At 71.6% G+C, this 13,108-nt stretch carries 10 protein-coding genes; 8 read left to right on the plus strand and 2 right to left on the minus strand.

Going from position 1 to position 13,108, the window contains the following annotated elements:
• Positions 1-34: 34 nt before the first annotated feature.
• From pruA to QF034_RS28850, 3 genes are all read left to right on the plus strand, one after another.
• On the plus strand, positions 35-1,666 hold the full coding sequence (gene pruA / locus QF034_RS28840) for an L-glutamate gamma-semialdehyde dehydrogenase (protein WP_307177655.1): 1,632 nt from the start codon (positions 35-37) through the stop codon (positions 1,664-1,666).
• 72 nt (positions 1,667-1,738) lie between these two features.
• Positions 1,739-2,281 carry a GNAT family N-acetyltransferase gene (locus QF034_RS28845; RefSeq protein ID WP_307177656.1) on the plus strand — a complete coding sequence of 181 codons (543 nt, stop codon included), beginning with the start codon at positions 1,739-1,741 and terminating at the stop codon, positions 2,279-2,281.
• 244 nt (positions 2,282-2,525) lie between these two features.
• A complete protein-coding gene (locus QF034_RS28850; protein WP_020271485.1) occupies positions 2,526-2,657 on the plus strand; it encodes a hypothetical protein in 132 nt (43 codons plus the stop codon).
• A 64-nt stretch (positions 2,658-2,721) separates the two neighbouring features.
• On the opposite strand, the gene QF034_RS28855 is transcribed toward QF034_RS28850, so the two are convergent.
• A complete protein-coding gene (locus QF034_RS28855; protein ID WP_307177657.1) occupies positions 2,722-4,290 on the minus strand; it encodes a purple acid phosphatase family protein in 1,569 nt (522 codons plus the stop codon).
• 159 nt (positions 4,291-4,449) lie between these two features.
• On the opposite strand from QF034_RS28855, the gene QF034_RS28860 reads away from it, so the two are divergent.
• From QF034_RS28860 to QF034_RS28880, 5 genes are all read left to right on the plus strand, one after another.
• Entirely contained in the window at positions 4,450-5,493 is a 1,044-nt protein-coding gene (locus QF034_RS28860) for a 3-isopropylmalate dehydrogenase (protein WP_307177658.1), read from the plus strand.
• Between the two features lie 242 nt (positions 5,494-5,735).
• Positions 5,736-6,824 carry a branched-chain amino acid aminotransferase gene (locus tag QF034_RS28865; protein WP_307177659.1) on the plus strand — a complete coding sequence of 363 codons (1,089 nt, stop codon included), beginning with the start codon at positions 5,736-5,738 and terminating at the stop codon, positions 6,822-6,824.
• A gap of 320 nt (positions 6,825-7,144) precedes the next feature.
• Positions 7,145-8,392, plus strand: a complete 1,248-nt coding sequence (locus QF034_RS28870) for a TolB-like translocation protein (protein ID WP_307177660.1) — start codon at positions 7,145-7,147, stop codon at positions 8,390-8,392.
• A gap of 300 nt (positions 8,393-8,692) precedes the next feature.
• Positions 8,693-10,297: a citramalate synthase gene (cimA, locus tag QF034_RS28875; RefSeq protein ID WP_307177661.1), complete on the plus strand. Its 1,605-nt coding sequence runs from the start codon at positions 8,693-8,695 to the stop codon at positions 10,295-10,297.
• A 140-nt stretch (positions 10,298-10,437) separates the two neighbouring features.
• Entirely contained in the window at positions 10,438-11,781 is a 1,344-nt protein-coding gene (locus tag QF034_RS28880; RefSeq protein WP_307177662.1) for a hypothetical protein, read from the plus strand.
• Positions 11,782-11,846: 65 nt separating this feature from the next.
• On the opposite strand, the gene QF034_RS28885 is transcribed toward QF034_RS28880, so the two are convergent.
• Positions 11,847-13,013, minus strand: a complete 1,167-nt coding sequence (locus QF034_RS28885) for a Cmx/CmrA family chloramphenicol efflux MFS transporter (protein WP_307177663.1) — start codon at positions 13,011-13,013, stop codon at positions 11,847-11,849.
• Positions 13,014-13,108: the final 95 nt, after the last annotated feature.

Below are 13,108 nucleotides of genomic sequence, written 5' to 3' on the forward strand. Positions count from 1 at the left end.
CCGCATCACCGCTCAGTAAGGAGTTACGGAAAACATGGACGCTGTGACCCAGGTCCCCACCCCCGTCAACGAGCCGGTGCACGGCTACGCCCCCGGCTCGCCGGAGCGCGCCCGGCTGGAGGCCCGGCTGAAGGAGCTGGCCGACAACCCCGTCGACCTGCCCTGCACCATCGGCGGCGAGAAGCGGATGGGCGGCGGTGAGGCCTTCAAGGTCGTCCAGCCGCACAACCACCGGGCCGTGCTCGGCACCTACCGCAACGCCACGCAGGCGGACGCCCAGGACGCCGTCGACGCGGCCCTGGCCGCCGCGCCCGCCTGGCGCGCAATGTCCTTCGACGACCGCGCGGCGATCATCCTGCGCGCCGCCGAGCTGCTGTCCGGCCCCTGGCGCGAGACGCTCGCCGCCTCCACCATGCTCGGCCAGTCCAAGACCGCCCAGCAGGCCGAGATCGACACGCCCTGCGAGCTGATCGACTTCTGGCGCTTCAACGTCTCCTACGCCCGCAAGCTCCTGGCCGAGCAGCCCCCGGCCAACTCCCCGGGCGTGTGGAACCGTCTGGACTACCGCCCGCTGGAGGGCTTCGTCTACGCGATCACGCCCTTCAACTTCACCGCCATCGCGGGCAACCTGCCGACGGCCCCGGCCCTGATGGGCAACGTCGTCGTCTGGAAGCCGTCCCCGACGCAGACCCACGCCGCCGTGCTGCTCATGCAGCTCCTGGAGGAGGCAGGCCTGCCCAAGGGCGTCATCAACCTCGTCACCGGTGACGGCATCGAGGTCTCCAAGGTCGCCCTGGAACACCGCGATCTCGCCGGCATCCACTTCACCGGCTCGACCAAGACCTTCCAGTACCTGTGGAAGACGGTCGGCAACAACATCGAGAAGTACCGCACCTACCCGCGTCTGGTCGGCGAGACCGGCGGCAAGGACTTCCTCGTCGCCCACCCGTCCGCCGACCCGGCCATCCTGAAGACGGCGCTCACCCGGGGTGCCTTCGAGTACCAGGGCCAGAAGTGCAGCGCCACGTCCCGGGCGTACATCCCCGCCTCGATCTGGAACTCCGGCTTCAAGGAGGAGTGGGCCGCCGAGGTCGACGGCATCAAGATGGGCGATGTCACCGACCTGTCGAACTTCATCGGCGCGGTCATCGACGAGCGCGCCTTCGCCAAGAACAAGGCCGCCATCGACCGCGCCCAGGAAGACCCGTCCTGCACGATCGTGGCGGGCGGCTCCTACGACGACTCGGTCGGCTACTTCGTCCGCCCGACCGTCATCGAGTGCACCGACCCGGAGAACGAGGTCTTCCGCACCGAGTACTTCGGCCCGGTCATCGCCGTGCACGTCTACGAGGACGAGAAGTACGACGAGATGCTGACGCAGATGGAGTCCGTCTCCGACTACGCCCTGACCGGCTCCGTCATCGCGAACGACCGCGCGGCGGCGGCCTACACGGCGGACCGGCTCCGCTACGCGGCCGGCAACTTCTACATCAACGACAAGTCGACCGGCGCCGTCGTCGGCCAGCAGCCCTTCGGCGGCGGCCGTGCCTCGGGCACCAACGACAAGGCCGGTGCCCCGCAGAACCTGATGCGCTGGACCCTGACCCGCGCCATCAAGGAAACGCTGGTCCCGCCGACCGACTACACCTACCCGCACATGGGCTGAGCCCCGCGGCACCGACGGGCCGGGTCACCAAATGACCTGGCCCGTCGGCGTGTCCGCGGGAAGACTGGGCCGATGACCACCCGAGCGCGCACCGCCCACACCGCCGACCTCACCCCCGCCGAACTCGACGCCGTACGGGCCCTGCTGGACGCCGCCTTCGACGGCGACTTCGGCGACGAGGACTGGGACCACGGCCTCGGCGGCATGCACGTCCTGGTGCACGACGGCTCCGGGCTCGCCGCGCACGGGGCGGTCGTGATGCGCCGGGTGCGGCACCGCGGCCGGTGGCTGCGCGCCGGGTACGTCGAGAACGTCGCCGTACGCGCCGACGCCCGCCGCACCGGCCTCGGCGGGCAGGTCATGGCGGAACTGGAACGCGTCGTCGACCGCGCGTATGACCTGGGCGCCCTCTCCGCCAGCGACGACGGCGCCCTGCTCTACACCTCCCGCGGCTGGCGGCTGTGGCGCGGCCAGGTGCACGCCCTCAGCCCGCGCGACGGCGTCGTCCGCCTGCCGGAGGAAGAGGACAGCACCTACGTCCGGCCCGCCCTCGCCGGCCCCCTCGACCCGGCGCACGAACTGCTCTTCGACTGGCGCGACGGAGATGTGCTCTAGGAATCGCCGCAGGTCAGCCGAGTGTGACGCAGTCCACCGTCTCAGATAGTAGGAAGTCCGAGTAATTGTGGAGACAGACGCTCCGGCCTCCCTTAGTTTTGTAGGAGCCGAACGTCTCGCTCGACCAAGCGAATGGCGGTCGTGAGCCGGGCCCCGTGCAGGCAACCCCTGCGGCACCGCTCCCCGCCCCATCCGGCGTCTCGTATCTCTCTGCGCTCCATGCTGTCGAAGGAGTCGATTTCCCATGGCCGAGACGACCGTCCGCCGCCGAGTCCGTCACGTCTCCCGCACGAGCGAGTCCGACCGCAAGAACGCCGCCGCAGCGCTCCAGCGCGCCCTCGACCGCAGGGACAACGGCGGAAACACCGGTCACTGAGGATCCGCCTGAGCCGTAACACCCCTGGTCCGGGAGCCGCACCCGACGAGGCGCGGTGCGGGGCTCACGCCCCGCGCCGCACCTCGAAATGGTCGATCCGCTCACCGCTCGACGCCAGCGCCGACACCTTCAGCCGCGGCGCGGCGCCGCTCTCCGCCTCCACCGAGAGGAACGAGAACCCGCGGTAGCGCACGCGCGACCACTGCACCGACTCCGCCTTCGGGTCCTGGGATCTGGTCCACCGGAACGTGGCGACCGACTCGCGGTCGGCGGTGTTCCCCTCGTAGCTCTCCTTCACGCCGTCCGGGAAGCCGTACAGCTCTTTGCCGCCGCCGCCCGCGGTCACGTACACGATCCCGTCCCGCCTGGGATCCGTCGTCCCGCCGATCGGCACAGGCCTGCCCACCTCGCCGTTCTTGACGGCGTCGGTCCGCTCGTACACGTGGTTGTGCCCGTTGATCACCAAGTCCACCTCGTGCTCGGCGAACAGCGGCAGCCACTCGGCGCGCACCCCGCCGTCGGAGGCGTGCGTGGACGTCGAGTACGCGCAGTGGTGGAAGAAGACGACGACGAAGTCGACGTCCTTCGAGGACCTCAGCTCGCCGAGCTTCCGGTCCAGCCACTTGGTCTGCCTGCCCTCCGTGTAGCCGAAGTTGGCCGGGATCTCGTACGACACGTCGTTCGCGTCCAGCGCGACCACGCCGACGTTGCCGTACGTGAAGGCGTACACCCCCGGTGCCGTGCGCGCGTCGAAGCCGCTGTCCGGCAGGGAGAAACGGGCGAGTTGGCCGCCGTAGCCGTCCGGCGAGTACCAGGCCTCCATGTCGTGGTTGCCGGTCGTCACCATCCACGGCACCGACCTGGCCACCGGCTCGGTCTGCTTCAGGAACCGGTCCCACTGCCCGGCGTCGAAGACGTCCGACTCCTTGCCCTTGCCGGTCGGGTCGGCGTAGCAGATGTCGCCGGCGTGGAGATGGAACGCCGGGCTCCGGCGCAGCAGCAGACGGTCGTTGAGGGCCGCCTCCTCGCCGACGCCCTGGTCGCCGAACGCGGTGAACACGAACCGCTCGGGCGGGCTCGCGGGGGCCGTGCGGAAGGACGTGACGGTGGAGCGGTGCCGCGGGGACGCCGGGTCGAAGCCGTCGTGGCCGACGCCGTAGTAGTACGTCGTGTCCGGGCGCAGGCCGTCCAGCGCCGCGTGCAGGTAGTACTGGTCGACCGCCGGCCGTACGCCCTTCAGCTCCGGGGTGTGCAGGTCGCGCAGCTCCGCCTCGATCTTGCGGCCGAGGTCGTCCGGGCGCAGGCCCACCCGGACGTACGGCTTCTTCACCGCCAGCGGCACCTGCCAGGAGATCCGCATCTGCGTCTTCGGGTCGCCGCCGAAGGCGAGATGGCGGCCGAAGGGCGTGATGAAGGAGCCCGGCGCCTTCGACGTGCTCGGCGACGGGCTCCCGGTCGCCGTGCCGCTCCCCGGCCCGGAGCCGGAGCAGCCGGTCAGCAGGCCGCCCGCGACCGCGCCCGCCGTCACCAGCGTGCGGCGCCGCGACAGCCGGGTGCGCAGGTACTCGTGCTGTTCCGCCATGCTCATCCGGCGGGCGAGCTCGGGCGGGATGCCGAAGTGGGGGGTCTCCATGTCGGGTCAACTTCCCAGCGAAGGCCAACGTCCGCCCCACGTACGGGTGAACGGAAACTGTCGGCCGAGTGCGGTCACCCCCCGGGCGGGTGACTGTATCGCCTGTCCGCATCACGGACACCCTGTGTCATCCCATGGGACGAGGAGTAGGGTGCCCGCATGTCTCGCAGCATCAATCTCGCAGTGATTCCCGGTGACGGCATCGGCCAGGAAGTCGTGGCCGAAGGCCTGAAGGTCCTCTCCGCCGTCCTTCCGCAGGATGTGAAGCTGGAGACCAAGGAGTACGACTTCGGCGCCAAGCGCTACCACGCCACCGGTGAGACCCTCACCGACGCCGACCTCGACGCCCTGAAGAAGCACGACGCCATCCTGCTCGGCGCGATCGGCGACCCGAGCGTGCCGTCCGGCGTCCTGGAGCGCGGCTTCCTGCTCAAGCTCCGCTTCGCCTTCGACCACCACGTCAACCTGCGCCCGTCGAAGCTGCTGCCGGGTGTCGCCACCCCGCTGGCAGGCGAGCCGCAGATCGACTTCGTCGTGGTCCGCGAGGGCACCGAGGGCCCGTACACCGGCAACGGCGGCACGATCCGCAAGGGCACCGAGCACGAGGTCGCCACCGAGGTGTCCGTCAACACGGCCTTCGGTGTCGAGCGCGTGGTCCGCGACGCCTTCGCGCGTGCCCAGGCCCGCCCGCGCAAGAAGCTGGCGCTGATCCACAAGAACAACGTGCTGACCTTCGCGGGTCACCTGTGGACGAACGTCTTCAACAAGGTGGCCGAGGAGTTCCCCGAGGTCACCACCGAGTACATGCACGTCGACGCGGCGACCATCTACCTGGTCACCCAGCCCGAGCGCTTCGACGTGATCGTCACCGACAACCTCTTCGGCGACATCATCACCGACCTCGCCGCGGCCGTCTCCGGCGGCATCGGCGTGGCGGCCTCCGGCAACATCAACCCCTCCGGAGAGTTCCCCTCGATGTTCGAGCCCGTGCACGGCTCGGCCCCGGACATCGCCGGCCAGGGCAAGGCCGACCCGACCGCCACGGTGCTGTCCGTCGCCCTGCTCCTACGCCACCTCGGCTACGAGGCCGAGGCCGCCCGGATCGACGAGGCGGTCTCCGCCGACCTGTCGGAGCGCACGGGCAAGCCCGCCCGCTCCACCTCGGAGATCGGCGACGCGCTCGCCGTACGCGTAGCCGGCTGACCCGCCGCTGCTCAACCCAAGCCGCCGGGTCGCATCCGCACCCGGCGGCTTCCGCGTGTTCCCGCCGGGTGTCACCATCGACCACCGGGCCGCATTCACCCCGTTCCGTCCGCCGTCGCCCCCGGGCGATAATCGAACGCGAGGCCGCGGAACGAGGGATTGCTCGGACGTCCTGGCACTGGTCACCATCAGAGCTGTACCGAGCGCGGCCCGTCACTACAACCGGTGAAGGACTTCAACCCATGACGACGCCCACGATCGAGCTCAAGCCGTCCGCCAACCCGCTCTCCGCCGCAGAACGGGAGGCGATCCTGGCCAACCCCGGGTTCGGCCGCCACTTCACCGACCACATGGTGACGATCAAGTGGACGGAAGGCCGGGGCTGGCACGACGGCCAGCTCGTGCCGTACGCGCCGATCTCCCTCGACCCCGCCACCACGGTGCTGCACTACGCGCAGGAGATCTTCGAGGGGCTGAAGGCCTACCGCCGCCCCGACGGCTCGGTCGCCACGTTCCGTCCGGAGAAGAACGCCGAGCGCTTCCAGAGCTCCGCGCGCCGGCTGGCGATGCCCGAGCTGCCGGTCGAGACGTTCATCGAGGCGTGCGACGCGCTGGTGAAGCAGGACAAGGCGTGGGTCCCGGCGCACGGTGGGGAGGAGTCCCTCTACCTGCGCCCGTTCATGATCGCGACCGAGGTCGGACTGGGCGTGAAGCCGGCCAACGAGTACCTGTTCCTGGTCATCGCCTCCCCGGCCGGCGCGTACTTCCCGGGCGGCGTCAAGCCGGTCTCCATCTGGGTCTCCGAGGACCGTGTCCGTGCCGTCCCCGGCGGCATGGGCGCCGCGAAGACCGGCGGCAACTACGCGGCGTCCCTGCTGGCGCAGGCCGAGGCCGCGACCAAGGGCTGTGACCAGGTCTGCTACCTCGACGCGGTCGAGCACAAGTGGGTCGAGGAGCTGGGTGGCATGAACCTGTACTTCGTGTACGGGAACAAGATCATCACGCCGTCCCTCACGGGTTCCATCCTGGAGGGCGTCACCCGGGACTCCCTGCTCGCCGTCGCCCGTGACCTCGGGTACGAGGCCGAGGAGGGCCGGGTCTCGGTCGACCAGTGGCAGCGGGACTCGGAGAACGGCTCGCTCACGGAGGTGTTCGCCTGCGGTACGGCCGCGGTGATCACGCCGGTCGGGACGGTCAAGCGGGCCGGGGCGGAGTGGCAGCAGAGCGGGGGCGAGCCGGGCGAGGTCACGCTCCGGCTCCGCCAGGCCCTGCTCGACATCCAGCGCGGTACGGCGGAGGACAAGCACGGCTGGATGCACCAGCTGGGCTGAGTCCGACACCCCCTCCGGGGGCTCCCGCCCCCGGACCCCCGGCCTGTGGCAGGCCGCCATCGAGGGCGGCCGGCCCCGCGACCTGGTGGCCCTGCCCGCCGAGGGCATCGCGCGGGGCGAGTCCCGCGACGGGCCCGAATCCTTTGGGACGTGCACGAGTTCCTGGGCCGACAGCCTCCTCGCGGACGCCTGAACGCCTGCCCGGGTTGTACTCAATACGACGGATTGACCCTGTGGCGCGCGGTGCTGTTGGCTCTGGGGGAGCCCTCGGCGCGGGGCCGGGGGAGCAGCGTCAACGGGGAACACAGGGGGAACAGCACATGACCAGCATCACAAGGGCCACGTCCGGCGCGCTCGGCGTGGCTCTGGCCGTCACGCTCGGCGGCGTCGCCGCGCTGCCCGCGACCGCCGCCGAGGCGGTGCCGCGGACCGAGAAGGCGAGTGTCGCCCCGGACGGCACCGAGGGCGACGGCGACTCCGGCGGGCCGAGTCTGAGCGCCGACGGCCGCCGTCTGGCCTTCGTCTCCAGCGCCGACAACCTCGTCGCCGGTGACACCGACGGCGCCGCCGACGCCTTCGTGCGCGACCTGAAGACCGGCACGACCCGGCTGGCCAGTACCGGGACGGACGTCGGCCCGGTCGACGACGTCGCCCTCAGCGGCGACGGCCGCTACTTGGCCTTCGGCGCCACCGCCACGGGTGACGGCCGCAGCCACATCTGGGTCAAGGACCTGAAGACCGGCGCGCTCCAGCGCATCGAGGACACCGTCGACACCGGCTACGACTCCGGCCGGCGGCCCGCCCTCAGCGGCGACGGCCGCTACGTCGCCTTCATCGCCCAGCGCTCGGAACTCACACGGTCCGACGACGGCTGGGGGCGTGTCTACCGGGTCGACCGCACCAGCGGCGAGGCCGTCCGCGTCAGCCAGGTGCCCGCCGCCGGCGACGGGAAGACCGCCGCCACCAACCCGTCCATCAGCGCCGACGGCAAGCGCGTCGGCTACCAGTTCTTCGTCCCGCACCCGGCGCCGGGCGACTGGAGCGACGCCTATGTCCGTGACGTGCCGAGCGGCGAGCTGTTCCAGGCCGACCGGGCGCCGGACGGCGCGAAGTCCGACGGGCAGACCGAGTTCCCGCAGGTCAGCGCCGACGGGCGGTACGCCCTCTTCAACTCCCTCGATTCGCGGCTCACGCCGGGCGACACCAACAAGGGACACAACGTCTTCATCCGCGACCTGAAGACGGGCGAGCTGCGCAGGATCGACGCCGTCGACCCGGCCGCGTTCACCGCCTCTGCGCAGCTCAGCGCCGACAACCGGTATCTGGCCTTCGTCTCGGCCGACCCGGGCGACACGAACTACACCACCCGCGCGTACGTCCGCGACCTGCGCACCGGGCGCACGGTCCTGGCGAGCCCGGACGCCCAGGGCGGGCCGAACGACCAGGGCGTGTCCGCCCCGGTCATCGACCGGCACGGCCGTCAGGTCGCCTTCAGCAGCTCCGCGCCCGACCTCGTCCCGGGCGACACGTACGACAGCTCGCACGTCTACGTCCGTCACCTGAAGTGACCGACCGCATCCTGAGACAAGTGTGAGCCGGGCACGGGGGTTGTGCCAGACTGCCCCCGTGCTCTCGTTCGCCATGATTATTGGCAGCAGGCGCGCCGGTCCGCAGTGACCGCCACGTACGACCAGGTACGGGCGGACACCGTCGTCCTCGACCCGCGCGCAGACCTCTCGCACCCGCGAGGGGTTTTTCGCATTTCTGGCCCACCCGCAGTCAGGAGCGAGAGCGCGAGGGAGTATGTGGGGGCGGTGGAGCCGGTCATTCCGGTACGACCGAGTCCAATCCTCAGGAGCCTTGACACCATGACCGCTACCAGCGAGCTCGACGATTCCTTCCACGTCTTCGACACCACCCTGCGCGACGGCGCCCAGCGGGAGGGCATCAACCTCACCGTCGCGGACAAGCTGGCCATCGCGCGGCACCTGGACGACTTCGGCGTCGGCTTCATCGAGGGCGGCTGGCCGGGCGCGAACCCCCGGGACACCGAGTTCTTCGCCCGCGCCCGGCAGGAGATCGGCCTCCGGCACGCGCAGCTGGTCGCGTTCGGGGCGACCCGCCGCGCGGGAGCGAAGGCGGCTGAGGACCCGCAGGTCAAGGCGCTGCTGGAGTCGGGTGCCGAGGTGATCACGCTGGTCGCCAAGTCCCACGACCGGCATGTCGAGCTCGCCCTGCGCACCACCCTGGACGAGAACCTGGAGATGGTCCGCGACACGGTCTCGTTCCTGAAGGAGCAGGGCCGCCGGGTCTTCGTCGACTGCGAGCACTTCTTCGACGGCTACCGCGCGAACCCCGAGTACGCGAAGTCGGTCGTCCGTGCGGCCTCGGAGGCCGGCGCGGACGTGGTGGTCCTGTGCGACACCAACGGCGGCATGCTCCCGGCGCAGATCCAGGCGGTCGTCGGTACCGTCCTGGCCGACACCGGCGCCCGGCTCGGCATCCATGCCCAGGACGACACGGGCTGCGCGGTGGCGAACACGCTGGCCGCCGTCGACGCCGGCGCGACGCACGTCCAGTGCACGGCCAACGGCTACGGCGAACGCGTCGGCAACGCCAACCTCTTCCCGGTCGTGGCGGCCCTGGAGCTGAAGTACGGCAAGCAGGTCCTGCCCGAGGGCCGCCTGCGCGAGATGACGCGCATCTCGCACGCGATCGCCGAGGTCGTCAACCTCACGCCCTCCACGCACCAGCCCTACGTGGGCCTGTCGGCCTTCGCGCACAAGGCCGGCCTGCACGCCTCGGCCATCAAGGTCGACCCGGACCTGTACCAGCACATCGACCCCGAGCAGGTCGGCAACACCATGCGGATGCTGGTCTCCGACATGGCCGGCCGGGCCTCCATCGAGCTCAAGGGCAAGGAACTCGGCATCGACCTCGGCGGCGACCGCGAGCTGGTCGGCCGGGTGGTCGAGCGGGTCAAGGAACGCGAACTGAGGGGCTACACGTACGAGGCGGCCGACGCGAGCTTCGAGATCCTCCTGCGCACGGAGGTCCAGGGCAAGCCGCTGCGCTACTTCGAGGTCGAGTCCTGGCGCGCCATCGTCGAGGACCGGCCCGACGGCTCCCACGCCAACGAGGCCACGGTCAAGCTCTGGGCCAAGGGCGAGCGCATCGTCGCCACGGCCGAGGGCAACGGCCCGGTCAACGCGCTGGACCGGGCCCTGCGGGTGGGCCTGGAGAAGATCTACCCGCAGCTCGCCAAGCTGGAACTCGTGGACTACAAGGTCCGCATCCTGGAGGGCAAGCACGGCACCAACTCGACGACGCGCGTGCTGATCTCCACGTCCGACGGCACGGGCGAGTGGGCGACGGTGGGCGTGGCCGACAACGTCATCGCCGCGAGCTGGCAGGCCCTGGAGGACGCGTACACGTACGGGCTGCTGCGGGCGGGAGTGAGCCCGGCCGAGTAGACGGGCCCGGCAGGCGGGTGGCGACGGCGCCTTCCGAGCCGTCGCCGACCGCCGTCAGTCCCGTTCGCCGTCAGCGGTGTCCCGAAATCCGCACCCCGCCCGATATCCCTTTCTGTGCCGATTCGGGTAGCTTCGAACCTATGAAGGCCGAGCTGGTGCGTACCGTCGTACGTCTGCTGATCGTGCCGGTCGTCGCCGTCCTGGCGGCGCTGATGGCGGGCGCGCCCGGTGCGCAGGCCGCCACCGGTGTCTCGAAGATCGCCGCGGAACTGCGCGAGAACCCGGTCTACGTCGATCCGGCCGCTCGCGGCCGGCTGGCCGCGTCGGACGCCGAGGCGCTCGCCGACAAGATCAAGGACGCGGACAAGCCGGTCTTCGTGGCGGTCCTCCCGGCCGGTTTCCCCACCCAGGACCTCTTCAGGAACCTCCGCACCGAGACCGGCATCACCGGCCTGTACGGCATTCGCCTCGGAGACCGGTTCGACGCCCGTGCGGACAGCGCGGTGATGAGCCGCCAGGCGGTGTCCAACCTGGTCACGTCCGTACAGGGCGCGGGCGACGTCAAGGCCCAGCTGAACGACTTCGTCGACGGCGCCCTGCGCAACGTGGGCGGCTCGGCGCCCAGCAGCTGGAGCGACGGCTCGGGCAGTGACGTGCCGGTCGGCAGCCTGGTCACGGTCGGCGCCCTGGTCGCGGCCGGCGGCGCGGGCGCCTACGCGCTGGTGCGCCGCAACCGCCGCCGCCACGAGGAGGAGCAGCGGGCCGCGCTGGAGAAGCTGCGCGTGGTGGTCGACGAGGACATCACCGCCTTCGGCGAGGAACTCGACCGCCTCGACTTCCACCCCGGCGAACCCGGTGCCGACGACGCGATGCGCGCCGACTACGAACACGCCCTGGACGCCTACGAGCAGGCGAAGTCCCTGATGGCCGCCGCGACCAAGCCGGAGGACGTGCGGGCCGTCACCCAGGCCGTGGAGGACGGCCGGTTCTCCCTGGCGCGACTCGTGGCCCGCCGCGAGGGCGCCCCGCTGCCGGAGCGCCGTCCGCCCTGCTTCTTCGACCCGCGCCACGGCCCCTCGGTCGCCGACGCGAGCTGGACGCCCCCGGGCGGTGCCACGCGTGACGTCCCCGTCTGCGCGGCCGACCGGACCCGGCTCGCCGAGGGCCGGGACCCGGTGATCCGCGAGGTCGACACCGAACTCGGCCGCCGCCCGTACTGGGAGGCCGGCCCGGCGTACGGCCCCTGGGCCGGCGGTTACTTCGGCGGCGGCCTCCTGCCCGGCCTCCTCGTCGGCACCATGCTCGGCAGCATGATGGCCGGCCCCGCCTACGCGTCCGACTACGGCTCCGGCTACGGCGACTTCGGCGGCGGCGACGTCTCCGGCGCGGACTTCGACACGGGCGACTTCGGGGGCGGCTTCGGTGACGGGGGCTTCGGCGGCGGCGACTTCGGCGGGGGCGGGGACTTCGGTGGCGGCTTCTGACCCAAGCGGCGACGGGCCCGCACCCGCTGGTCATCGCTCTGCGTCCACGGCGCCCGAGCCGGCGTTCAGCGCCCCGCCCCTTCCCGCCGCAGAACCTGCTCCCGCTGTCCGCACGCGGCCACCACGCCCGCGAGGGCGACCAGGCCCGCGCTGACCCACACCGGCGACCGGTACCCGAGCCCCGCGGCGATCGCCATGCCGCCGGCCCAAGGGCCCAGTGCGGCGCCGACGTTGAACGCGGCCGTGGCGAAACCGCCGGCCAGGGTGGGGGCGCCCGGTGCCGCGTAGAGCACCTGGGAGATCAGCGTGGAGCCGACGCCGAAGGACAGGGCCCCCTGGGTGAAGACGAGCCCGAGTGCCAGGACCGGGTGGCCGGCCCCGAGTGCCAGGAGGCACCAGCCCAGGCACGTCGCGACCGCCCCGCCGGCCAGGACCGGGACGGGGTGCCGGTCGGCGATCCGCCCGGCGGCGCTCACCCCGGCGAAGGACCCGGCCCCGAACAGCGCGAGCACCCCGGGGACCCAGGCGCTGCCCAGCCCTGTCACCTCGGTGACCAGCGGCGCGAGATAGGTGAAGGTGCAGAACGTCGCACCGTTCACGAGGGCGCCCAGCGCCAGCGTGACGAGCAGCCGGGGGCTGCGCAGCGACCGCAGTTCACCGCCCAGCGCGGGCGGCGCACCCCCCGCCGAACCGCCCGGGACCGACCTCGCCACCGCCGCCAGCGCGGGCAGCGACACCAGCGCCACCGCCCAGAACGCCGCACGCCAGCCCCACAGCCCGCCCAGCACGGCCCCGGCGGGCACCCCGGCCACGCACGCCAGCGTCACTCCGCCCAGCAGCATGGAGGTGGCCCGCCCCTTCGCGTCCGCCGGGACCATGTCCACGGCGGCCACCAGGGCGACCGCGAGGAACCCGGCGTTGGCGAGCGCCCCCACGACCCGCGTGGCGAGCAGCACCTCGAAACTGCCGGTGAGAGCACCGACGACATGGACGGCGAGAAACACCACGAGGAACGCCAGCAGCGCACCCCGCCGCGGCCAGCGCCGCGCGAGCCCCGCCACCAGCGGCGCCCCCACGACCATCCCCACCGCGAAGGCGGAGGTCAGCGCCCCCGCCGAGGGAACGGACACCCCCAGATCCCGCGCGATGTCCGGCACCAGACCGGACAGCATGAACTCGGACGTTCCCTGCGCGAACACGGCAAGGCCCAGCAGAAGAAGAGCGAACGGCATGAAGAAACTCCGCAACCCGAAGTCGACGTCGGACACGACAGGTCGGACGGCTTCCGGCAGCGGAGCGAGCGGGCTCAGCGGCCCGGCATCACGAA

This window comes from Streptomyces africanus (assembly GCF_030816955.1).
GTDB classification, from domain to species: domain Bacteria; phylum Actinomycetota; class Actinomycetes; order Streptomycetales; family Streptomycetaceae; genus Streptomyces; species Streptomyces africanus.